20 protein-coding genes are annotated in these 23,917 nt (G+C 39.5%); 12 read left to right on the forward strand and 8 right to left on the reverse strand.

The features are described 5' to 3' along the window. Positions 1-4 precede the first annotated feature (4 nt). Positions 5-904: an ATP phosphoribosyltransferase gene (gene hisG, locus PSM_RS17970; RefSeq protein ID WP_013463297.1), complete on the reverse strand. Its 900-nt coding sequence runs from the start codon at positions 902-904 to the stop codon at positions 5-7. A gap of 396 nt (positions 905-1,300) precedes the next feature. Here hisG and PSM_RS17975 point away from each other — a divergent pair, with 396 nt between their 5' ends. From PSM_RS17975 to PSM_RS18000, 6 genes are all read left to right on the forward strand, one after another. Beyond that, entirely contained in the window at positions 1,301-1,534 is a 234-nt protein-coding gene (locus PSM_RS17975; protein WP_013463298.1) for a hypothetical protein, read from the forward strand. A 496-nt stretch (positions 1,535-2,030) separates the two neighbouring features. Continuing rightward, positions 2,031-4,214: a M4 family metallopeptidase gene (locus PSM_RS17980; protein ID WP_013463300.1), complete on the forward strand. Its 2,184-nt coding sequence runs from the start codon at positions 2,031-2,033 to the stop codon at positions 4,212-4,214. Positions 4,215-4,285: 71 nt separating this feature from the next. After that, positions 4,286-6,142, forward strand: a complete 1,857-nt coding sequence (locus tag PSM_RS17985) for a M28 family metallopeptidase (RefSeq protein WP_013463301.1) — start codon at positions 4,286-4,288, stop codon at positions 6,140-6,142. A 100-nt stretch (positions 6,143-6,242) separates the two neighbouring features. Further along, positions 6,243-8,159, forward strand: coding sequence for an ATP-dependent DNA helicase (locus tag PSM_RS17990; protein ID WP_013463302.1), 1,917 nt, complete (start codon positions 6,243-6,245; stop codon positions 8,157-8,159). 8 nt (positions 8,160-8,167) lie between these two features. Then, complete coding sequence (gene tsaB, locus PSM_RS17995) at positions 8,168-8,869, forward strand: tRNA (adenosine(37)-N6)-threonylcarbamoyltransferase complex dimerization subunit type 1 TsaB (RefSeq protein WP_036954768.1); 702 nt, start codon at positions 8,168-8,170, stop codon at positions 8,867-8,869. A gap of 74 nt (positions 8,870-8,943) precedes the next feature. After that, positions 8,944-9,273 (forward strand): hypothetical protein, encoded by a 330-nt coding sequence (locus PSM_RS18000; RefSeq protein ID WP_013463304.1) that lies wholly within the window; start codon positions 8,944-8,946, stop codon positions 9,271-9,273. A gap of 68 nt (positions 9,274-9,341) precedes the next feature. Here the strand turns inward: PSM_RS18000 and PSM_RS18005 are convergent, their stop codons facing one another. Next, positions 9,342-10,628 (reverse strand): alkaline phosphatase, encoded by a 1,287-nt coding sequence (locus PSM_RS18005; protein WP_013463305.1) that lies wholly within the window; start codon positions 10,626-10,628, stop codon positions 9,342-9,344. A 187-nt stretch (positions 10,629-10,815) separates the two neighbouring features. Here PSM_RS18005 and PSM_RS18010 point away from each other — a divergent pair, with 187 nt between their 5' ends. From PSM_RS18010 to rnd, 3 genes are all read left to right on the forward strand, one after another. Then, entirely contained in the window at positions 10,816-11,667 is an 852-nt protein-coding gene (locus PSM_RS18010; RefSeq protein WP_013463306.1) for an alpha/beta fold hydrolase, read from the forward strand. 115 nt (positions 11,668-11,782) lie between these two features. Further along, complete coding sequence (fadD, locus tag PSM_RS18015) at positions 11,783-13,435, forward strand: long-chain-fatty-acid--CoA ligase FadD (RefSeq protein ID WP_041695994.1); 1,653 nt, start codon at positions 11,783-11,785, stop codon at positions 13,433-13,435. Positions 13,436-13,485: 50 nt separating this feature from the next. Continuing rightward, positions 13,486-14,616: a ribonuclease D gene (gene rnd, locus PSM_RS18020; RefSeq protein ID WP_013463308.1), complete on the forward strand. Its 1,131-nt coding sequence runs from the start codon at positions 13,486-13,488 to the stop codon at positions 14,614-14,616. Between the two features lie 54 nt (positions 14,617-14,670). Here rnd and minE read toward each other — a convergent pair whose 3' ends face one another. The 3 genes from minE to minC are packed head-to-tail and all read right to left on the reverse strand — an operon-like array spanning position 14,671 to position 16,455. Next, positions 14,671-14,934, reverse strand: coding sequence for a cell division topological specificity factor MinE (minE, locus tag PSM_RS18025; RefSeq protein ID WP_008111532.1), 264 nt, complete (start codon positions 14,932-14,934; stop codon positions 14,671-14,673). Position 14,935: 1 nt separating this feature from the next. Further along, positions 14,936-15,745, reverse strand: a complete 810-nt coding sequence (minD, locus tag PSM_RS18030) for a septum site-determining protein MinD (protein WP_013463309.1) — start codon at positions 15,743-15,745, stop codon at positions 14,936-14,938. Between the two features lie 5 nt (positions 15,746-15,750). Next, positions 15,751-16,455: a septum site-determining protein MinC gene (gene minC / locus PSM_RS18035; protein ID WP_013463310.1), complete on the reverse strand. Its 705-nt coding sequence runs from the start codon at positions 16,453-16,455 to the stop codon at positions 15,751-15,753. A 155-nt stretch (positions 16,456-16,610) separates the two neighbouring features. Between minC and PSM_RS18040 the strand changes: the two genes are divergently transcribed. Beyond that, on the forward strand, positions 16,611-16,892 hold the full coding sequence (locus PSM_RS18040) for a YcgL domain-containing protein (protein ID WP_013463311.1): 282 nt from the start codon (positions 16,611-16,613) through the stop codon (positions 16,890-16,892). Next, positions 16,885-17,901 carry a lytic murein transglycosylase gene (locus PSM_RS18045; protein ID WP_013463312.1) on the forward strand — a complete coding sequence of 339 codons (1,017 nt, stop codon included), beginning with the start codon at positions 16,885-16,887 and terminating at the stop codon, positions 17,899-17,901. Before PSM_RS18040 ends, PSM_RS18045 begins: the two co-directional genes overlap by 8 nt. Before the next feature lie 47 nt (positions 17,902-17,948). Here PSM_RS18045 and PSM_RS18050 read toward each other — a convergent pair whose 3' ends face one another. Further along, entirely contained in the window at positions 17,949-18,497 is a 549-nt protein-coding gene (locus tag PSM_RS18050; protein WP_013463314.1) for a GbsR/MarR family transcriptional regulator, read from the reverse strand. Positions 18,498-18,713: 216 nt separating this feature from the next. Here PSM_RS18050 and adhP point away from each other — a divergent pair, with 216 nt between their 5' ends. Beyond that, positions 18,714-19,724 (forward strand): alcohol dehydrogenase AdhP, encoded by a 1,011-nt coding sequence (adhP, locus tag PSM_RS18055; RefSeq protein WP_013463315.1) that lies wholly within the window; start codon positions 18,714-18,716, stop codon positions 19,722-19,724. Between the two features lie 50 nt (positions 19,725-19,774). Here adhP and PSM_RS18060 read toward each other — a convergent pair whose 3' ends face one another. Together PSM_RS18060 and PSM_RS18065 are read right to left on the reverse strand one after the other, a co-directional pair. Next, positions 19,775-22,195, reverse strand: a complete 2,421-nt coding sequence (locus tag PSM_RS18060; RefSeq protein WP_013463316.1) for a TonB-dependent receptor — start codon at positions 22,193-22,195, stop codon at positions 19,775-19,777. A 293-nt stretch (positions 22,196-22,488) separates the two neighbouring features. Next, positions 22,489-23,760 (reverse strand): Xaa-Pro dipeptidase, encoded by a 1,272-nt coding sequence (locus PSM_RS18065; RefSeq protein ID WP_028834581.1) that lies wholly within the window; start codon positions 23,758-23,760, stop codon positions 22,489-22,491. Positions 23,761-23,917 lie beyond the last annotated feature (157 nt).

Consider the following 23,917-nt stretch of genomic DNA (forward strand, 5'->3'; position numbering starts at 1 on the left):
GCTGTTACTCCATCATTTTTTCAATTGGCATAACTAAAATAGAATTCGCGCCGAGTGCTTTAAGTTGCTCCATGGTTTCCCAAAATAACGTTTCGCTACTTACCATGTGCAATGCTACATATTCGTCAGATCCTGCTAGTGCAAGTAATGTAGGTTGACCAGAACCAGGCAGGATTTCACAAATTTCATCCAGCTTGTCTTTTGGTGCGTGTAGCATGATGTATTTGCTTTCTTTGGCTTGCTTAACACCACGCAAACGCGGCATCAATTTATTGATAAGCGCGAGTTTGTCAGCATCTTGCAGTTGGGTGTTTTGAATTAAACAAGCGTTTGACTCTAAAATTGTATCACCCTGCATTAAGCCATTAGCTTCAAGGGTTGCACCTGTTGAGACCAAATCACAAATGGCATCAGCAAGACCAGCACGCGGCGCCACTTCAACAGAGCCTGTGAGCATAACAGTGCTGGCGTTGATGCCTTCACGTTTTAAATATTGGCTTAAAATTTCAGGGTAGGTGGTTGCAATACGTTTGCCTTCAAACCAGCTTTTGTCTTGCTTACCTAGTTCTTGTGGCCATGCAAGTGCAAGACGACAGTAACCAAAATCTAATTTTGATAATTTAGTTACTTCGCTTGGAACGCCTTGGCGCTCTCTTTCTGCTTGTACTTCAACTAAAACGTTTTCGCCAACAATACCTAAGTCACATACACCGTCCATAACTAAACCTGGAATATCGTCATCGCGTACACGTAAAACGTCAATTGGCATGTTGGTTGAGTGTGCTATAAGGCGCTGCTCGCGAAGGTTGAGTTTTACACCCAGTTGCTTAAGCAGATCTTGACAATCTTTAGATAGGCGGCCGCCTTTTTGGATGGCGATACGAAGACGATTACTATTATTCATTACTCATTTTCCTTTAATTTTAAAACTAAAAACCCCGAGGGAAACCTCAGGGCGAAAATGAATCTTGGTATGTTGATTCGCCAGAGGTTTCCTTTTAGGAACAACCTCTCAGCGAAAGACCTGACAGGTTATTCCGATGAATGATGGTGGTGATGTACTGCTGTCAGAGTGTTGCGCATTTTTTATCCTGTTTAGCTATTCGTTATTATGTTAACGCTTAGCTGTTGCTTGTTTAATAAATTTCGCATTTATAAAAACACATAAACCAATAGCATGGCAAGAAAAATTTTCTTAAATTAAAGAATACCTTATAACTGTCGATAATAACTAAAGGTTTGCTTTATTTATCAACAGTTTTATAGTGATTAAATTACATTCAATTCAATGGAGGCACGCATGGATATAATGATCCCTTATTTAGGGCCTATTACGCGTTTAACGCTTGAATCTAAAGGGGCTTTTCATATTGCTGGGGTTCAACAAAGTGCCAGTGCCAAAAAAGTCGAGTTAGAAGAGCGTAAAAAAAGAGAAGTAGAAAAGCAACATAAGCTGGCGTTTGACGAAAATAAATCGCGCAATAAAACCGCTGAAGAAGATGACGACAAACCCCATTTAGATACATGGGCTTAGTACAAGTGATTGGCGATACCGTTATTGCCTCAAGTTAAAATCGCCCTCAATAAAAGCAAATTTGTTTAAACATAGCAAATAGTGGTGCATGGCTATGAACTGCGTGTTTTTAAAACTACTCCCTACCCATTTAAAATAGATTACCCCTCTTTTAAAGCTCAACAGGTAAAGTCTTTTCCTTGCAACTACATGCTCATTGAGCAGTCGATTAGTGATTAACAATAAAGCGTGTGATTTTAAAATCTAATGCTTTTTGCTTGCTGTTTTATGTAAATATATGTATACGAAATGTTGTTTCTGGACTTCATTAGTTAAAACAGTAGTTTTTAAATCATTGTAAAATAATAGATTAATTTCCGAGCTAATACTTTAATTGTAAATTAAATGTTTAATTTTCGTTATTTAAGTTTGTAACCTACTCTGATCCTTAATCGGGTACAAGGTGTGCCGATTAATACAAATATATTAAAAACTTAAACTTTAACGGAGCGTAAACGTGAATTTATCTAAAATCACAATAGCAACTTTTGCTGCTTTAACTTTGGTTCAAGCAACAAATGCAGTAGCTGCGAATAAGAAATACCTAAATCAACAACCGACAATTAATAATATGGTGCAATCAAACTCTGCTTCCTTATTATCAGTAAGTCCAAATCAGTTGATTGGGTTGAGTGTAGGGAACGAATTAGTTGTATTAAAAGAATTTACTAGCAATAACGGAGAAGTAACCCGCCGCTATCAACAAACGTATCAGGGCATTCCTGTCATTGGTGATACGGTCAGCTTAACATTTAATAATGGGATGCTTAAAAAAGCCCATGGTGCAGCTGTTTATAATATTGATGAAGATTTATCTGATGTATCGGCTAAATTGACAAAAAAAGATGCGATTTTAAAAGGGTCTAAAACGGGTATAGCTGCAAAATCAGTAGGCTTAAAAAAACATAATGAGCAATCCAGACTTGCTATCTGGGTTGACGATCAAAATAAGGCGCATTTAGTTTATGAAGTGTCTTATGTTACTTATGGCAAGTCACCATCAAGGCCATACCTGATCATTGATGCTAATACCGGTGAGGTCTTGCTTAGTTACGATAACCTGCAACATGCCAATGCAACAGGCCCTGGCGGTAATCTAAAAACAGGCAAGTATTTATATGGAACTGATTTTGACAGCCTAGATGTTAGTCAATCAGGTAATACTTGTAGCATGAATAACGCAAATGTTCGCACTATTAATTTAAATGGCGGAACAAGTGGCTCTTCTGCGTATTCATTTACATGTCCTGAAAATACGTTTAAAGAAATTAACGGTGCTTATTCACCGCTAAACGATGCTCATTTTTTTGGTAACGTTATTTTTAATATGTATAACGATTGGTTAGGGACTGCGCCTTTGAGTTTTCAGTTACAAATGCGGGTTCATTACTCAAGTAACTATGAAAATGCGTTTTGGGATGGCAGTGCAATGACCTTTGGTGATGGCCAAAATACGTTTTATCCATTGGTAAGTTTAGATGTATCTGCACATGAAGTTAGCCATGGCTTTACTGAGCAAAATTCAGGCTTAATTTATAATGGTAAACCAGGCGGGTTAAACGAAGCATTTTCGGATATGGCTGGTGAAGCCGCTGAATTTTATATGAAAGGCAGCAACGATTGGCTAGTCGGAAAGGATATTTTTAAAGGTAATGGTGCACTGCGTTACATGAATAACCCTACCCAAGATGGCCGTTCAATAGATAACCAAAGTAACTATTATTCAGGTATGGACGTGCATTATAGTTCAGGTGTTTATAACAAGGCATTTTATAATTTAGCAACCACGCCGGGTTGGGATACGCAAAAAGCCTTTATCGTAATGGCACGTGCTAACCAACTATATTGGAGTGCGGGTGTAGGCTGGGATTTAGCCGGTAACGGTGTGATGGATGCTGCGTGTGATTTAAATTATGACCCTAATGATGTAAAAGCCGCTTTGGCTGCGGTAGGTGTTAATTCAAATCTTAGTTCAGGTAGTGATTGTGCTACACCACAACCACCGACTGACGATGAAGTGTTAACCAATGGGGTAACCCGTACGGGTATTAGCGGCGCAGAAAAAGAGCAACTATTCTTTACTTTGGAAGTCCCTGACGGCGCAACAAATCTTCAATTTAATACAATGGGTGGCTCAGGTGATGCAGACCTATATGTTAAATTTGCTAGTAGACCAAGCTTAAATAACTATGATTGCAATAGCACAACATCTACCAGTACAGAAAGCTGCAACATAAGTAATGCACAAGCAGGAACTTACTATGTAATGGTTGAAGCATGGAGTGCGATATCTGGTGTATTGCTAACGGGAAGCTACTCTGATGGGAATGGTGGTGTGACGCCAATTAATAGAACTGAGTCTAATATTAATGTGACTACTAATAACTGGAGCCGCTTTACTCAAGATTTATCAGAAGGGTATAGCACTTTAAATATTAGTATTGCCGGTGGTAATGGTGATGCTGATCTTTATGTAAACTTTGGCTCGCCTTCAAGTACGTCTTCATACTTATGTAGACCCTACAAAAATGGTAATAATGAAGAATGTACATTTGATAACCCACAAGCAGGTACTTGGTACATTGATTTAAGAGGTTACAGCTTAGCAAGCGGCGTAACACTCAACGTAACGGCTAATTAGGCATACATATCAAAAGGGGCTTTGCCCCTTTTTTAATGCTTAAAATAAAAGTGACAAGATAAGGAATATTTATGAACTACTTTAAACAGTTAGCAGTTATTACTACTTTAACCTTAAGTTTTAATTGCTTAGCAAATGAAAATCCAGACAATATTTGGGTCACCATTGACTCAACTGCAGCCCAGCATTATCATCATGAACAAGGTACATTTTTGCAAAAAATGCAATTTGCGCATAGAAAATCAAGTATTTTACCTGACGTTGATTTACTCAGTGTACCGCGTGACGCAGTAAACAATTTAAGTGAGTTTATGCACCAGAACTATAACCGTTGTGGTGGGTTTGTTGCGCATAGTTCGTTCGAAGAAGCGAATGATTACGCAAAACAATTAGCTGTTGTTCAAAATAGCCAAGCTACATCAGCCTTTAATTATTCAATTGATAATGCGCAAACAGTACAAAGTTTAATTAGTGCACAAAGCCCAATTAATTTACAAAGCACTGTAAATTCACTCACTAGTTTTAATAATCGTTATTATACTTCGCAAACCGGCGTTGATGCCTCACAGTGGCTGCAAAGTTATTGGCAACAAATTGCCAGCGTTCGAAGTGATATAACCATTGAGAGTTATCAGCATAGCTGGGCGCAATCATCAGTGATTGTAACCATTGCAGGTGCTGAAAATGCAGATGAAATTGTTATTATTGGGGGGCATTTAGACTCGATTAACCAAGCAAATCCAGCACAAGGGCGCTCTCCTGGCGCGGATGATAATGCATCGGGTATTGCAGTGTTAACGGAAGCGTTAAGAGCAATTGTTGATACAAATTATAAACCGCAAAAAACTATTCAAATAATGGCGTTTGCAGCAGAGGAGGTGGGGTTAAAAGGGTCTAAAGCTATAGCCAGTAGCTATCGTTCGCTGGGTAAGAATGTAGTTGGCATGGTGCAATTTGATATGACTGGTAATAACGGCAGTATCGAAGATATTATTATGATGACGGATTACACCACCAATGCTCAAAACCAGTTTTTAGCCCAGCTGATAGACACCTACTTACCACAAATTAGTTATGGCTTTGATCAATGTGGGTATGGTTGCTCCGATCATGCTTCGTGGTATCAACAAGGGTTTGCGGCCTCTATGCCTTTCGAATCAAAAATGAATGACATTAACCCACTGATACATACACAAAACGACAGTAATTTTGACGCTGATCATGCAATTAAATTTGCTAACTTAGCCGTTAGCTTTGTTGCTGAATTGGCAAAAAATGCCGGTGATGTCACTCCGCCAAATAATAATGAGTTAGTCAATGGTGAACCAATTTCTGGTATCAATGCCACTGCTAAAGAGCAGCTTATCTATACATTGAATGTACCAAAAGGAGCGCAAAACTTAAGCTTTGAAACCTCAGGTGATAATGGCGATGCCGATTTATACGTTAAATATAATCAGGCGCCCACGTTAACTGATTACGACTGTAAAAGTACCTCTGCCACAAGTAATGAGCGTTGCGACATTCCAACCAGCAATGAAGGCACTTACTATGTCATGGTTGAGGCATACAGCGCAATTAGTAATGTTTCTTTGACGGGCAGTTTTGAGCCAGCAGGCGCTTTAGAGCCCATTAATCGCGTAGAAGATAATGTTAGCGTAAATACAGGTGGTTGGCAGCGTTTTGAACAACGTTTAGCCGCGGGTTATGCCTCACTAAACGTTGCTATTTCAGGCGGAAGCGGCGATGCTGATTTGTATTTAAATTTCGGTGCGCCATCTTCAAATACACAATTTGTGTGTAGGCCATATAAAAACGGCAACACAGAAAGTTGCACTATTTCTGCACCCCAGGCAGGCGTATGGCACATAGATGTTAAAGGCTATCGTAATGCAAGTGGTATTACGCTAACTATAAATGCACAATAATTAACAGGGGCATAAGCCCCTTTAAAGGCCAAATTCTCACGCTATTTGGCTTGCCCTTCATCAATAGCTTACGTAGAATCCCGCTATTATTTTTTATAAAGTGATTGGTATTATCAAACAGCTGTTTAGTGCAACCGGGCCTTTGGCTTTATCAATAGATGGATACTCACCACGCCAACCTCAAATTGATATGGCCGTGGCTGTTGAGGATGCATTAAAAACAAGTTCCCAGCTTGTTGTTGAGGCCGGTACTGGCACAGGAAAAACCTTTGCTTATTTAGCGCCAGCCCTTAAATCTAAAGGAAAAACAATAATTTCAACTGGTTCTAAAGCACTGCAAGAACAGCTGTATCATCGTGATTTACCTGTGTTAGTAAAAGCCTTAGGCGCGGCTAAAAAAACGGCATTGTTAAAAGGGCGTGCCAATTATTTATGTACTTATCGGCTTACCCAACATGTTGCACACGTACCCACAGACGACCCTGATGTAATGCATCAGCTCGCTATGGTTGCTAAATTTGCCAGTGAAACGCATACGGGCGATTTAGCCGACTGTATTGGTATTGAAGAAGATGCCAAAGTGTTGCCGTATGTCAGCTCGACTGCAGATAACTGTTTAGGTAAAGAGTGCCCTGACTTTCAAGAGTGCTACATTCGTAAAGCGCGTTTAAAGGCAGGGGATGCCGACGTTGTCGTGATTAACCATCATCTATTTTTTGCCGATATGGCGGTTAAAGAGTCTGGCTTTGCAGAGCTAATGCCCAACGCAGATGCTTATATATTTGATGAAGCCCACCAGTTAAGTGAAATTGCCAGCGACTATTTTGGCGAAACCATGAGTACTAAAAAGCTGGTGGATTTAATTAATGATTTACGCGCTATTTACCGCGCTGAAATTCCTGACATGCTGCAATTAGGCAAAAGTTTGAATAAACTGGAAACCAGTGTCGCCGATTTAAGATTGCAGTTTGGTGTGGATGGTAGCCGCGGTGATTGGCGTGAAAAGCTCAGTAATAAGCTTATTTGCTCTGCATTACACCGCGTTATTAGTGATTTAGAATTTGTGTATCAGGTTTTAAAACACTGCCTAGAGCGAAGTGATAAAATTGAACACCCATTTGAGCGGGTGCTGGCATTTAAAGGCCAGTTAGAGCGCGTATTTGATACCGCCCAAACAGGCTTTAGTTATTGGTACGAAACCACGCGGCGCTATTTAACCATAAATATAACGCCACTGAATGTATCGGCTAAATTTGCTTTGATGATGAAAGAGTCTGGTGCAGGGTTTGTGTTTACCTCAGCCACGTTATCGGTCGACAACGAACTCACTCACTTTAATGCCAGCCTTGGGTTAAAACCAAAGCAAAGTATGATGGTAGATAGCCCGTTTGATTATGAAAATCAGGCGCTATTGTGCTTACCGCGCTATTTACCTGAAACCCACGCAGATAATATGCCGCATGCGATTGTAAAGTTAACTCTCGAACTCATAAAATCAGCAAAAGGGCGTTGTTTTGTGCTATTTACTAGTTACCGAATGATGCATTTGGTGGCTGAGGGCTTAACCACACAAATGGACTATCCGGTTTACATGCAAGGGCAAATGTCTAAACGCATTATATTAGAAAAATTTACCCGTCATGGTAATGCCGTGTTGCTCGGTACAGCGTCCTTTTGGGAAGGGGTTGATGTAAGAGGCAGTACTTTAAGCTGTGTTATTATCGACAAACTGCCGTTTGCAGCGCCCGATGATCCGCTTTTGCAGGCTAGAATGCAAGATTGCCAAATGCAAGGAAAAGACCCGTTTGCGCATATTCAGTTACCACAAGCGGTTATTGCCTTAAAGCAGGGCGTAGGTCGCTTAATTCGTGATAACAAAGATAAAGGTGTGTTAGTAATTTGCGATAATCGTTTAGTTACACGCCAATATGGACAAGTATTTTTAAAGAGTTTACCGCCAATGCGCCGTACACGTAGCTTAGAAGATGCAAATACATTTTTAAAACATATTAATTGAGTACAAAAATGATCAAAAGTAACATTCTCGCCCTAGACGCTTCTACTGAGGCTTTATCGCTTGTTTTGCATTATCAGGGTAAAACATTTCATCATTTTGAAGAGTGTCCGCAGCAGCATAGCCAAAAAATTCTGCCACTTATTGATGAGCTGCTTAATAAAGCCAATTGTAAATTAAAAGATTTAGATGTTATTGGCTTTGGCCAAGGTCCAGGCAGCTTTACGGGTGTTCGTATTAGTGTGGCCATAGCACAAGGGCTTGGGTATTCAACGAATTTACCGCTAGTGGGGGTTTCTACCTTAGCGGTTATGGCGCAACAAGCGTTTGAACAATTTGGCGATGAAGTGGTTTATCCAAGCATTGATGCGCGTATGGGGGAAATATACTTTGCTCAATACCAAGTTAATAATAATTTGATGACACTTCAAGGTGAAGAACGTGTTTTTAAGCCAGAACTGCTTGATGCTTCATTGATAGACACAAACAAAACAGCAACCGGCGTGGGGACTGGATTTAAAAGCTACCCCGATGCATTAACTACATTTACAAATGTGAGTGTACACCCTGAAATTACGCTACCCGATGCACAATACATGTTAGCGTTAGTGGATGCACAGTACCTTGCAGGTAATGGCGTAAAAGCAAGTGATGCTCAGCCTAAGTATGTGCGTGACACAGTGACATGGAAAAAATTACCAGGCCGCGAGTAACGCTAAGTTGTATTGTTTGCATATTGAGCTATTTTAAATCATAATTTAAGCATGTTGTTGGTTGGAGAAGCGTAATGTCGCTGCCTATAAGCTCTGGTTTTTTTACTGGTGATATCCCTGCTAAGGTGCGTTCTACTGCTGTTGTTACGGCAAAGCCTGAACGACTATCAGAGCAGCCAATACCACAGAAAACCAATACAGATTATGTTAAGAGCAGTCCTGAAGGGCTTGAACTCGCAAAAGAGTTTGTAAAAGCGAACACCAAAGAGGCCCAATATAGCCAAACTATTTACGATCAACCGAGTGCGCAAGTCAGTAAGGCAATTTCTACTTACACTGAGTTTGCTAATTTAGAGCGAAGAGCTGAAGTTCAAAGCTTAATTGGTGTTGATATATACGCTTAATTATAAAATTAATAGCCAAATAAAAAGCCCGAATAAATTATTCGGGCTTTTTATTTTCATAACAGCGATTACTGTTCTATGTAACTAATCAGTTTTTTAGCTATGTCAGTATTGTTTTGCGAACCAATAAAGTCATCGCTATTTTTACCATAGGCAAATACTTGCACATCGGAAGCGGTATGTCCGCCCGTTGTCCAACCAGTGAAACTTAAATCATTGATAATGCTTTTAACCGCTAAATTAAGGGTTTTTTCACCCATGGCTTTAGCTTGCTTAAGTTTAATTTCGTTTTCAGTTGTAAACTCAATACGGGTATTAGCCTGCCATACCGTTTTAAGGTTATCTGATCCCATTAATAATTTGGTTAATGTACCCGCAGTGGCTTTAACACCTTTGATAATGTCGGTTTCCCATTTATATTGGCCATGCGCGCCAATGGTTAAACCGCCTGTAGAGTGATCAGCCGTGATCACTAAAATAGTGTCTGGGTTGTTATCTACATACGCTTTTGCCGTCTCGATTGATTTTGCAAAGTCATCCATTTCAGCCATTGCACAAGCAATGTCATTTGCGTGGCCACACCAGTCAATTTGGCTGCCTTCAATCATTACAAAAAAGCCTTTATCGTTTTGCCCATCAAGCAAATCAAACGCTTTAGAGGTTAACTGTTTTAATCTCGTAGGGTTTTCATCTAGCGCAAAAGGTAATCCCTTAGGTGCGTATAGACCAATGGCAGGGATTTGTGTGATTTGACCTAAGTTTTTAATATCGTCGCCGTATTGATAACCTGCTTTTTTAAATTCGTCGACTAAGTTTCTGTCATCACGAATAAAATATTGAGTTCCACCGCCTAACATTAAATCAACCGGTAATTTACCAGCAATTTTATTGTCAATGTAGTCGTTTGCGATGTCATCATAATTTCTTCTTGATTCATTATGCGCGGCAAAACTTGCAGGTGTTGCATGGTTAATTTGTGAAGTAGCCACTAACGCTGTTGTCATTCCTTGCTCTTTTGCAATTTCTAGCATGGTTTTAACCGGTTTTTTGGCCGTATCGACAGCGATTGCGCCATTATAACTTTTATGGCCGCTGCTAAGTGCAGTTGCACCTGCTGCGCTGTCTGTTACATAAGTATGGTCATCAGGATAAGTGTGCGCCATGCCTTTTAACATAGTGTCGAAAACGGTTGTTTCTATTTCTTTTGTTGTAGGGTCATCTTTGTAATATCGATAAGCGGTAGTGAAAGCGGGACCCATGCCATCACCAATCATATAAATAACATTTTTAGGCGCTGTTTGAGCGAATGCTCCTGTTGTACATAAAAGCGCTAATAAGCCGAACTGTTTTTTCATTGTGTGTACCCTTTAAGTGTACTTATTTTAATAGCGACTATTATTGTATACCGATAGCAAGATAAATAAATGAATATGTTATGAAATCTCGAAATTTAAGTGTGTGTTCTATTAGTTCAGTTCTATTATTTGTGTATTAACTCTTGTATGTTATGGCCATAACCAAATAAAAAAGTAGAGGTTTGCGTTGCAACCATTTTCGGTAAAAGCTAATGACCTAGATATACACGGTATTAAATTTGGAGACGGTGAAGACGTCGTTATCGCTTTGCATGGCTGGCTAGATAATAGTGCTAGCTTTGTGCCTATGCTGAGTCGAGCTGCAACTTCGCAAACATGGTATTGCATTGATTTTCCAGGGCATGGACTGTCATCTTGGCGAAGCCCTCAGGCACATTACTACTTTATTGATTATGTGGATGATGTGTATGCATTAATCACAGCGCTTAAGTTAAAGAAGGTACACTTAGTTGGTCATTCTATGGGGGCTATGGTTGCAGGACTATTTGCTAGTTGTTTTAGTGAGTATGTAAAATCTGTTTCTTTTATTGAAGGTTTAGGTTGTGTTACTACCGATAGCGATGAAGTGTGTTCTCAGCTAAGAAATGCCATACTAAACCGAGCAAGGCTTAGTACAAAAAAATCACGGGTATACACTTCAAAACAACAAATTTATCAAGCACGTGCAAAAACAACTGATTTAAATAATGAACAAATTGCATTGCTGATGGACAGAAATATAAAACAAATGCACAGTGGTTTTGAGCTAACTTGCGATCCTAAGCTTAAAAATCACTCAGGTTTTCGATTTGATGAAGCGCAATGTATTGGTGCAATAAAAGAATTAATTGCACCATGCCAATTAATATTAGGTGATCAAGGTTATCCATTTGTAAAACAAAATCTAGACAAGTATAGTAAATATTACAATAACTTGAGTGTAATAGATGTGCCTGGTGGGCATCATTGCCATATGCAAAGTAGTGGACTATGTTTTGAACACATTCACGCATTTATGGTGCAAAGTAGTGCATGTTAATTGTATATTACCGATAAATGTGGGATTATCTCTAGATTAGAGTATTTGCTCAATTGTGAAAGTGCCTTACTTAGATTAAGGTTAATAAAAATATAATTATAAACAGGGGCTAAGAGTGGAAAAAATCTGGCTTAAGCGCTACCCAGAAGGTATGCCTGAAACAATCGATCCTGAGCACTACAACTCGTTACTCGAAGTGTTTGAAAAAAGTTTTAATGATTACAAAGATTTACCTGCATTTACTAATATGGGTAAAACATTGTCATATAACGAAATTGACGCGGCAACAAAACGTGTTGCGGCTTATATTCAAAACGATTTAGGATTAAAAAAGGGCGATAAAGTCGCTGTTATGATGCCTAACTTGTTGCAAACCCCAATTGCTATATTAGGTATTTTACGCGCAGGGTGTGTGGTGGTTAACGTTAATCCGCTATATACCGTTCGTGAGCTAGAGCACCAATTAAAAGATTCTGAAACATCAGCAATATTTATTCTTGCTAACTTTGCTGTGACGCTTGAAAAAGCACTGCCTAATACTGACGTTAAACACATTGTGGTTACGCAGGTTGGTGACATGATGGGTGGTCTTAAAAAGCATTTAGTCAATTTTGTTGTTAAGCATTTCAAAAAAATGGTACCAAGCTATACGTTGCCTAACACGATTAACTTTTGTGATTTATTAAAAGCTGATCTAAATGGCTATAAGCGCCCAGAGGTTAACTTAAGCGATTTAGCATTTTTACAATACACCGGTGGTACAACCGGTGTGTCTAAAGGGGCAATGTTGAGCCACGGTAATTTGGTGGGTAACCTTGAGCAAGTATCTGGTTGTTTAGATAACGTGCTTGAGCGTGGTAAAGAAGTGGTTATTACCGCGCTACCGCTCTATCATATATTTGCATTAACAGCGAACTGTTTAGCATTTATGAAATACGGCGGCTTAAACGTTTTAATTACTAATCCACGTGATATGCCTGGATTTGTAAAAGAGCTTAGTCAGCATAAATTTACTGCTATTACAGGGGTGAACACTTTATTTAATGGCTTATTAAATACCCCAGGTTTCTCTGAGCTTGATTTTAGTCACCTTAAAATGTCATTAGGCGGCGGCATGGCAGTACAACGCCCTGTTGCAGAAAAATGGCAAAAGGTCACTAACAGCAAACTAATGGAAGGCTATGGCCTGACAGAATGTTCTCCTTTAGTCACAATTAGCCCGTATGATTTAGAAGCTTATAATGGCTCTATCGGTCTACCTGCGCCAAGTACTGACATTAAATTAATGCTCGATAACGGTGAAGAAGCTGCTAAAGGTGAGCCGGGTGAACTGTGGGTAAAAGGTCCGCAAGTAATGCTTGGTTACTATAATCGCCCTGATGCAACAGCTGAATGTTTGAAAGATGGCTGGTTTGCAACTGGTGATATTGCCACTTACGATGACGAAGGTTTTTTCTACATTGTTGATCGTAAAAAAGACATGATTATTGTTTCAGGCTTTAATGTTTTCCCAAATGAAATAGAAGAAGTGGTTGCCATGCACGAAGGCGTCCTTGAAGTGGCCGCGGTTGGTATCCCTCATGACATTAGTGGTGAACAAGTTAAAGTTTTTGTTGTGAAAAAAGACCCTTCTTTAACTGAAAAAGATATAATAAAACATTGTCGTGATAATTTAACTAATTACAAGGTTCCTAAACTCGTTGAGTTTAAGGATGAGTTACCCAAAACTAACGTGGGTAAAATTCTCAGAAGAGCCTTAAAAGATTAGCAACTATAAAAAAGCCGACATCAGTCGGCTTTTTTATTGTAGGAGACTCAGTGCACTACCAATTGATCCAAACCCAAAATGAGCTTAATACGTTTGTAGAACAAATTAAAAACAAACCCATTCTTGCTATTGATACCGAGTTTATGCGCCGCCGTACTTTGTATCCAGAAGTTGCACTTATTCAAGTTTATGATGGTGAACATTTAGCGCTTATTGACCCGCTTGCCGAGCTTTCCTTGTTTGATTTTTGGCAAATACTTAAAGATCCTAAAGTGCTAAAAGTACTCCATTCACCCTCAGAAGATATTGAAGTTTTTCAAAAGTACGCAGGGTTTGTTCCTTATCCTTTATTCGATACCCAGTTTGCACTTCAGCTATTAGGTGAGGGAAACTGTATGGGCTTTGCCTTAATGGTGAAAACATTATTGAATATTGAGATTGATAAAAGCGAATCGCGCACTAATTGGTTACAACGCCCCCTTACCCAAAAGCAACTTGAATACGCTGCTGCTGATACGTATCACCTGCTGCCTTGTTTTGAGTTAATTATAGATAGCATTAAAGCCGCTGATTTATTTGATATTGTGATCAATGAAAGTGAATTAGTTGCCAATAAACGTGCTTTTCAAATTCCGGATGAACTACTTTACAAAGAAATTAAAAATGCATGGCAACTTAAGCCGCATGAACTAGCGGTACTTAAAGAGTTAGCAGTATGGCGTCGAAATAAAGCTATTCGTAAAAATCTAGCGCTTAATTTTGTGCTTAAAGAGCACAATATGACCGAAATTGCCAAACGAGGCCCTTCAAGTTTAAATGCTCTGAGACAAATTCCTGGGGTAGAACCCATTGAAGTGAATCGTTCTGGGGTTGAAATTTTAAAGTGTATTGAGCAGGCCAAAGCCATTCCAGCTGAGCAACACCCACAAGTATTAAAGCGGTTAATTGATTTTCCTACCTATAAAAAAGTAGCGAAGGAGATCAAACAAAAAATTACTAAAGTTGCTAAAGAGCATAACATTCCAGAAGACGTTATGGCCTCTAAAAAGCAAATAAATCAGCTAATTAGTTGGAACTGGAAGTTAACTGCTCAGCAAAAAGAAAAACACATAAAACCAGATTTACTCAGCTCATGGCGATATGATTTTGTTAAAGATGCGCTAAAAGAGTGGGATAATTAGAGTATTAAATAGCTTGATGTAAAAAATAAAAAGGGCGCTTAGCGCCCTTTTTTATTATTTCTTTTCTTCGTCAGGTAATGTGACATTGAGCTCGAGTACCGCTAAATCGTCTTCATTTTGATCAAACTGAACTTGAACCGCATCGGCGCCTACATTAACGTACTTACGAATGACATCAAGAATATCTTGCTTTAATTGTGGCAAGTAATCTGGTGTTCCACGCTGAGAACGCTCGTGCGCGACAATGATCTGCAATCGCTCTTTTGCTAATGACGCACTGTTTTTCTTTTCTGAGCGGAAGTAGTCAAGTAAAGACACATTAACCTCCAAATATCCGTTTGAATAAACCCTTTTTCTCTACATCTAAAAATCTAAATTCAACCGTTTCGCCTAATAAACGACTGATCGCATCAGCATAAGCTTGACCTGCGTCTGATTCGCTATCAAGAATTACCGGTTGTCCAGAGTTTGATGCACTAAGCACTGCTTGAGATTCAGGAATGACACCTAGTAAGTCGATGGCTAGGATGTCCTGGATATCTTCAACAGATAACATTTCACCTTTTGATACACGATCTGGATTATAGCGTGTTATTAGCAAATGCTCTTTAATGTTTTCTAATCCTTCTTCGGCACGTTTCGATTTACTGTGTAAAATGCCTAGAATACGATCCGAATCTCGTACTGACGAGACTTCAGGGTTGGTTGTAACTATCGCTTCATCAGCGAAGTACATCGCCATCATAGCTCCGGCTTCAATACCTGCAGGAGAATCACAAACAATATAGTCAAAGTCTTCTTTTAACTCGTTCAATACGCGTTCAACACCATCACGGGTGAGTGCGTCTTTATCGCGAGTTTGTGAAGCAGGAAGTAAAAATAACTTTTCTACACGTTTGTCTTTTATGAGTGCTTGATTAAGGTTAGCTTCGCCATTGATCACATTAACAAAGTCATACACTACGCGACGTTCACAACCCATGATGAGGTCTAAATTACGTAAGCCGATATCAAAATCGATGATAACAGTTTTGTAGCCTTTTAATGCTAAGCCTGTACCAATTGCTGCGCTTGATGTTGTTTTACCAACACCCCCTTTACCCGAGGTAACGACAATTATTTTTGCCATGAGATTTATCCTTTAACCAAAGCTGAAATTTCTAAAGATTCATTTTTTTGTTGTATTTGAACTGCGTTACCCCAGTGTTCACCTTGCAGTGAGTCACTGATCCAGTAATTACCATTGATTGAAACGAGTTCTGCTTCTAATTTATTACAAAATATGTATGCGTTTTCGAGCCCTTTTGCGCCGGCAATTGCACGCCCTCGTAGGGTTCCGTAAATATGTACATTGCCATCGGCAATCACTTCTGCGCCATGGCTTACCGCGCCTAACACCACCAAGTCGCGGTCTTTGGCGTAAACTTGTTGGCCTGAGCGCACCGCACCATTAATAATTTGCGCTGGTAAATACACGGTTTTTTCTACAACCGAAGTATTTGACTCTACTCTTGCGGGTTCACTCTTAACGTCTTGTGAATAGTTTAAAACAGATAACCCTGCGGCTTTTGCCTGTTTATGCTGTTCATCCGAACCATTACATACACCTACAGCATTAAAGCTCATGCGTTCAATAAGCGATTTTAAGTGAACAAAGTCGATTGCGCTGTTTTTTACTTCAATTAAATTGACGACAATGGGGGCACCCTCAAAGAACTTTGGGGCTTGGGCAATTTTTACATACAGTTGTTCTGCTAAAAGGTTAATATCAGTACTATAAAGATGTAAAACTGATAACGTAAAAAGGTTGCCTTTTAGCTCAAAAATTTGGTCCGACATAGATGCTCAACTGGATTGTCTAGTTAGCATGTAACTTTATATAAACCTAGGCTGAACAAGGCTTTTATTACAGTTTCCACACTAATTTTTATAACTTATTATTATTGCCATGTTATAGTGTGTAGCACTGTTAAGCAAGATTTTATAGGGCCATAATGCTAACTGCGGTATATAAAAGTAAGAAAAAAGCAGATACTTTCTTATTTATTGAAAAAAGAGACGATTTTAGTAAAGTTCCGGAACCTTTAATGGCCATGTTTGGTCAACCTCAGTACGTGATGATCATTAACTTAGCGAAGCGGACTCAATTAGGCGTTGCGGATTTAGACACTTTAAAACAGTCGCTTAGCGACCAAGGCTATTATTTACAAATTCCGCCACCAGAGGAAAACTTGCTAAGTCAATTAAGAAAACAAAATGGAGCAGATAGTGATTAAAAAATTAGCGGTTGTATTGTGTGGTGTGTGTTTAAGCTCATCGGTGATGGCAAAAACACAAGCTGAGTTTCAACAATATCTTACTAATTTAAAGCAAGAGGCAATAGCAAAAGGCTACGATACTCAGTTAATTGAGCAAGCATTTGCCACTGCATCTTATAAAGAAAAAGTCATTTCAGCAGACAAAAACCAGCCAGAAGTAAAAGAAACGCTGGAAACGTATTTACCAAAACGAGTACCGCAATGGAAAATAGATCGTGCGCGTAAATTGTATAAAGAAAACCAAGAAGTCTTAGAAAAAGTAGCAAAAGACTTTGGTGTTCAAGCGCGTTTTATTGTGGCTATTTGGGGTTTAGAAAGTAATTTTGGCGCTATTCAAGGCGGCCACAATGTTATTTCATCCTTAGTAACTTTAGCATTTGATGGACGTCGTGAAGCGTTATACAAACGCCAATTGTGGGCAGCACTGGATATATTAAAGTCGGGACATATCACGCTTGATAAATTTAAAGGCTCGTGGGCGGGTGCAATGGGGCAAACCCAGTTTATGCCAACCTCATTTAATGCTTACGCCGTTGATTACAATAACGATGGCCGCAAAGATATTTGGACAACCAAAGAAGACGCGTTTGCTTCAATTGCAAATTACTTAAAGCAAGAGGGTTGGAATGACAACTTAACCTGGGGTCGCCAAGTTCAATTACCTGCTGATTTTGACCAGCAGTATATATTAAAGCGCGGTACTAAAACCCGAAAGCAATGGCTAGAGTACTGGGATAAATCAGAGCGCTCTTTAGCAGATTGGCAAGCATTAGGTGTTCGTCGTGTTGATGGCAGTGATTTACCTACGGTTGCTGTAGATGCAGCACTGGTGATGCCGGATGATATAAATGGACGCATGTATTTAGCATACGATAACTACAAAGTATTTATGCACTGGAATCGATCATATTACTTTGCAACCAGCGTAGGTTATTTGTCAGATAGAATTGCTTACCCAAAAATTTAAGCTTAAGCGAATAACTAAAAAGCCGCTCATTGCGGCTTTTTAATGGTTTACTGCTCTTTTTTGAATATTTTATCTTTAAGGTCAATGACTTTGCCAATGCCTGAACCTAGCTTCATTAGTTTGTTGAGCTGCTCTGGGGTTAAGCGTTGTAATTCTGACGACCATTTAGTCACTGTTTCAAGTAAGTTATGAATTTCGCCCATTTGTTTTTGTGCGTAGATTTCATCGTCGTTACTTGCTTCATCTAATAAATTATCTCTGAGTAAGCTAAGCGTAGGTTCTACTTCACGTTTTTTACGTTCTTCGAACACGCGATTAGCCATATCCCAAATGTCACCCGCAGGTGCATAGTATTCTTTTCTATCTCCTGGGATATGCATTACCTTGATCAGCTGCCAAGATTGTAATTCTTTAATTCCCATACTCACGTTACCGCGTGAAATACTCAGCGCATCTGCGATTTGGTTTGCCGTCATTGGATCTTTGGTAATAATAAGTAATCCGCACATTTGGCCGATTGTACGATTAAATCCCCAGCGGCTGCCCATCTCGCCACAATGCATTACAAAGGCAAAGTTTTTTTCTGATAATGTCATTGTTACAAGTTTCAAAAATAAATGAAATCTATGCTAGCACGCTGGTTAAGTATGGCAAGCGTTTAGCTTGGATAAAAAACCACGTTTTACGACTAATGATTGATATAGATTAATATTTAAGCATTTATAGTGGGTTATGTTGCGGGTATGCAACATGACATTGTTGTTTAACGCCTTTGTTAAATAGCATAATTTTTTATAAACGATGGAATGACTATGAAAGCAGCAATAAATACAGAATATAAAGGCAAGTTAGAAATCACCGATTTACCAATCCCAGAGGTAGGTCCTAACGATGTGCTGGTTAAAATAGCCGCTTGTGGTGTATGCCACACCGATTTACATGCGTGTCATGGTGATTGGCCGGTAAAACCAAAAATGCCATTGGTACCAGGTCACGAAGGCGTGGGTGTAATAGAAAAACTAGGCAGTAATATTAAACATTTAGAAGTGGGCGACCGAGTGGGTGTACCTTGGTTGTATAGCGCCTGTGGCCATTGTGAATTTTGTTTAGATGGACGTGAAACCCTGTGTTTATCTCAACATAATACCGGTTACTCAATTGACGGTGGTTATGCAGAATATTGTTTAGCACATGGTGATTACATCATCAAAATACCGGAAGGATTAGGCTTTGCTGAAGCTGCACCGTTATTCTGTGCCGGCGTAACAACGTATAAAGCATTAAAAGTATCAGATGCAAAACCGGGTCAATGGGTTGCTATTGTTGGTGTGGGCGGTTTAGGTCACTTAGCGGTGCAATATGCAAAAGCAATGGGCTTTAATGTTATTGCTGTAGATACAGGCAAAGAAAAAATGGCCCTAGCTAAAGAGTTAGGCGCTGATATTACGCTTGATTTTAAAGAAGTGGTGCCAAGTGAGGCTATTTTTGAGCAAGTAGGTGGGGCGCACGCTGTTGTTTGTACCGCAGTATCAAAACCTGGGTTTGAACAAGCGTATAAAAGTGTTCGCCGTGGGGGCAAATGCGTATTAGTTGGCTTACCGCCAGAGGATATGCCACTGCCAATTTTTGATACTGTGCTAAATGGTGTTTCAGTAGTAGGTTCTATTGTAGGTACACGTAAAGACCTGCAAGAATGCCTTGAATTTGCCGCACAAGGTAAAGTAAAAGCTATCATCGAAGAGAAAAAACTCGAAGATATTAATGAAATTTTCGATGACATGCTCAAAGGCGAAATTAACGGTCGTATAGTTGTTACAATCTAACTATACCAAAATATAGTGCGCACAAACCAACCTGGCTTGTGCGCATTGTGTTAAAGCGTATAACTAAAGCTTAACTTTGCATTTCTTTCCTCACCTGGCATACCGCCTAAAAACATGGCTTTAGAATAGTATTTTTTATTAAACAGGTTATTAATGTTTAATTGCATTTGCCAGTTGTCTGCTTTATAGCTAACTGCAGCATCATACACGGTATAAGCAGGGACGTAGCCGTTATCAATACCGAACGAACTTGAGTTAGTACTGCGCTTATCAACAAACGTTAAGCCTGCGCTTAAATCTATTGCGTGAGGTAATTCAAATAACGCCGCAGAGTAAGTTACCCATGAGCTGGCAGTTACATAAGGCACGCCTTTTTGGCGAGTATCAAAGCTTGTGCTGTTTGGGTTAGTTTTATCTCGAGCATCTTGATAAACACCGTTGATATTAACTTTCCATTGATCGTTCAAATACGCATTTAAGTCAATTTCTACACCTTTGGTTTGTTCTTCACCATCAAAGAAGCTCTCCACTACGTTTGGTGCAGACACGCCTGCTTCATAAAGTGGGTTGGCGTACTCTAGGTTTGTACGTGCACTTTCAAATACTACAATTGAAGCCAGTAATTGGTCATCAAACGCTTTAAAACGAAATCCTAAATCGTTACTAACAGATTCTGAGTCTTCTCTATCGGCTTCATTACCAGCAACAGAGCCAAGTACACTGTAGGCAGTACGACCTTTTGAGTGATTTAAAAATAAAGCCATGTCAGCGCTTAATTGATAAGTAGCCCCTAAATTGTACGTTAAACCGCTATCTGAGGTGTTTGCCTCTGGCGTTGGATTTGCGCGGCTTTGACTATAACGTGGGTCAACACCAAAATGCTCGTAACTTTGTTTTATACGATTATGAGCAATCCCAATACGGGTGGTGATTTTATCGTTAATGTAGGCAACATGCTGAAGGCCTAAACCCCATGCTTGTACTTTTTTATTATAATCCCTGGTTTTAAGCGGATCGTAATCATTAAATTCACTTGTAGGCCAATTTGGCTGACGCATATCAAAAATATACGGCAGTGCGCCTTGGTAAATAACTTCACCGGCTTTGTTTTTAATGACTTTATCAGCATCGTAAATAGAATATTGTTTAAAACGAATATCACGGTCTTCATAGTTGGCATTAACCAGTAATTCGTTTTCTATGTTACCGAGCATAAAGTCATAACGTAAATCTAAAAAGTATTGCCATGATTTTTCATCCGCTTCTACTTGGCGGTACTCTTGGCGTCTGGCTGCAAAAGGGTATAACACGTCATCAACAACTAGCGGTGCGCGTGGGTCTTGGTTGATCACGCCGTTACGTTTCCAGTAAACGTAGTTGTAAGCACCTGTTTGGCGGGCAAAACTTGAGGTGTAATTACGGTACTGTAGTTGTTGATTAACAAATAAATCATCACTAATGTAATAATTATGGGCTAATTTAAAACGCAGCTCTTCACCTTCGTTATCCTTTGCCATCGGTGATATTATGCCATTGGTGCCAAAGTTAAAGGGTGTTAAACCATCATTGCTTGCCAAAGAATTAGCTAGTTCATTTCGTTGTGCTTCACTCAATTGTAAGCCACTTGCTGTAGGGTCATTCACTAAATCGGCGCCTGATACTTCACCTGCAGTTAAACCGTTGACCGATTCACTGTTAAAAATACGAATAGGGTGGCCGATAGAATCCACAGCAATGGCGTCCTTGATATAAGCTCCCGATAACACAAACGCATGTTGATCATTTAGTACATATTTTAAAGACGAATAAATTTCATCACGTTGTTCTTTTAAATCACGAAAGCCATCGCTAGAGGCGGTTTTTGCCATGACTCGATAAGCTAAGTCGTCTGTTATTGCATTGGTGCTATCGAGTGCCAGTGAATAACTATCCCACTGACCAATATCCATTTCTAAGGTATGTTGTTCGTTAAACTGTGGCTTTTTTTCAATCAGGTTAATCACACCACCAGCACTGCCCATGCCATATAAACCAGTTGCTGGGCCTTTTAATACTTCAATTGATTCAACATTGGTTAAAGAACGCGTTGGATTAAAGGTATTGCCTAATCCTGCACCACCGTACATGCCATCATAGGTATAATTAGCACCTAAACCACGAATTACTAAATTATCACCAATGCCATAGTTGTTACCGGCTTGCGTTAAACCACTTACATTTCGGATCACATCTTGTAAACTATCAATACCTTGCGATGCAATTAGCGCTTTATCAACAATGACCACGGGTGCAGGGGTTTCCATTAGTGACATATCAGATTTAGTGGCCAAACCTGAGCTCATTACCACTCGGTTTTGTTGCTCGTAAACACTAATACGTTCAATATCAGAATTAACTTGTGACTCGTTTGCCAATGCCAAGTGCGCGTTTAAGCACGCGAGTGTGAGTAGTGAGTATTGAAACCTTTTCATAGAGTGATAACCATTCGCATTTGTTAATTTGCGTGAATGATAATGGTTATCATTTTAAAATAAAATAAAAAGTTCAAACTTTTTTACTTTAATGGGTGTGTTTGCTTGATAGTTATACAATGTGATTTAAAAACAATCACATTTAAAATATTAACGAGGTATTGCAGTCGCTAGTTGGCTTTACCAAGAGAGAATTTAAATAAAGTATTGATGATTAAATCGGTAGTTTAGCTACATTAGCTAAAAAATTGTTAAGGTTGAGCTAAGCTCAACCTTATAAAGATGTATCGGGTTTACTGCTTGTAAACGACACCGGCTTTCATTACAAAAGGAATACGCTCTAGTGTAGAAATATTTTTAAGTGGGTTAGCACTCACCGCTATAATATCAGCAGCAAAACCGGTTTTAATTTGCCCCAGTTGTGAATCTGCCTTTAATAATTTAGCACTATTAATGGTCGCGGCTTGAATAGCTTGTAATTCACTCATACCAAATTCAACCATTCGCGAGAACTGTTTCGCATTATCACCATGTGGATAAATAGCCGCATCTGTACCAAATACCATGTTAACCCCAGCTTCAACGGCGCGTTTAAAGCTGTCTCTTTGCTTTTTAGAAACAAGGCGTTCTTTATTTAGGTTCTCTTCATCTACCCCATTTTGCTCACCAAAGCTCAGTGTATACTCGGTATTATAAATATCCATAGAGAGCCAAGTACCGTGCTTTATAGCAAGCTCAATCGCTTCATCGTCTAAAAAGCTAGCATGCTCTACGCTGTCTACACCGGCTTTAATGGCTGTTTTAATGCCGTTAGTGCCGTGTGCGTGAGCTGCAACAGGTAATTCTCGCATGTGCGCTTCATCCACAATGGCTTTCATTTCTTCAAATGCGTATTGTTGTATGCCCACCTTTGTGCCTTTAGAAAATACCCCACCAGTTGCACATAATTTAATTGCATTAGCGCCATATTTAATATTTTCACGTACTTTAATGCGAACAGCCCATGGGCCATCAGCAACCCCCGAGGCGGTATATTTCATTTCTGGAGGCAAACGATTATTGTCACAGTGTCCGCCAGTAATCCCCAAAGAAGGGCCTGCAGCCCAGATGCGAGGGCCAATAATATCACCTGCATTAATGCCGTCGCGAACCGCAATAACACTAAAGCCTTCTGCACCTAGGTTACGCACTGTGGTAAAGCCGGCTTCTAATGTTTTTTTAGCAAAGTAACTGGCTTTAATAGCCATACGCGGTACTGATTGGCCTATACGTTCACTGCGCGAAACGGTTGGATCGCTGGTTAAATGCACATGCATATCCATCAACCCCGGCATTACGGTGAGTTCAGGTAGGTTAATCAGTTCATCATTACTGGTAAGCGTTGGCTTTTTATTAAATTGAATTTGGCTTATTACACCCTCGTCAATCGCGATTAACGGATTAGCTTTTAGCTCTCCAGTTTTTACATCAAGCAAAGCTTTGGCCGATATATAGGTGGTTGCCAGTGTACTTGCGCTGGTTAAGCTCAGTAATGCGATTGATGTAGTTAGTAAATGCTTTTTTATTTTGATCATTTTTATTATTTAATTATTTAAATTTACCTGAATGTAGCAATCATTAGCTATTGAGTAAATTATTTAGCGACGAATCCCACTCACCGTAATTGCTTTATTTAAGGCATTTAAAACCGCATAATTGGCGGGTAAAAACTAACAAGGATCT

Origin of the sequence: Pseudoalteromonas sp. SM9913, assembly GCF_000184065.1 — a bacterium.
GTDB lineage: Bacteria > Pseudomonadota > Gammaproteobacteria > Enterobacterales > Alteromonadaceae > Pseudoalteromonas > Pseudoalteromonas tetraodonis.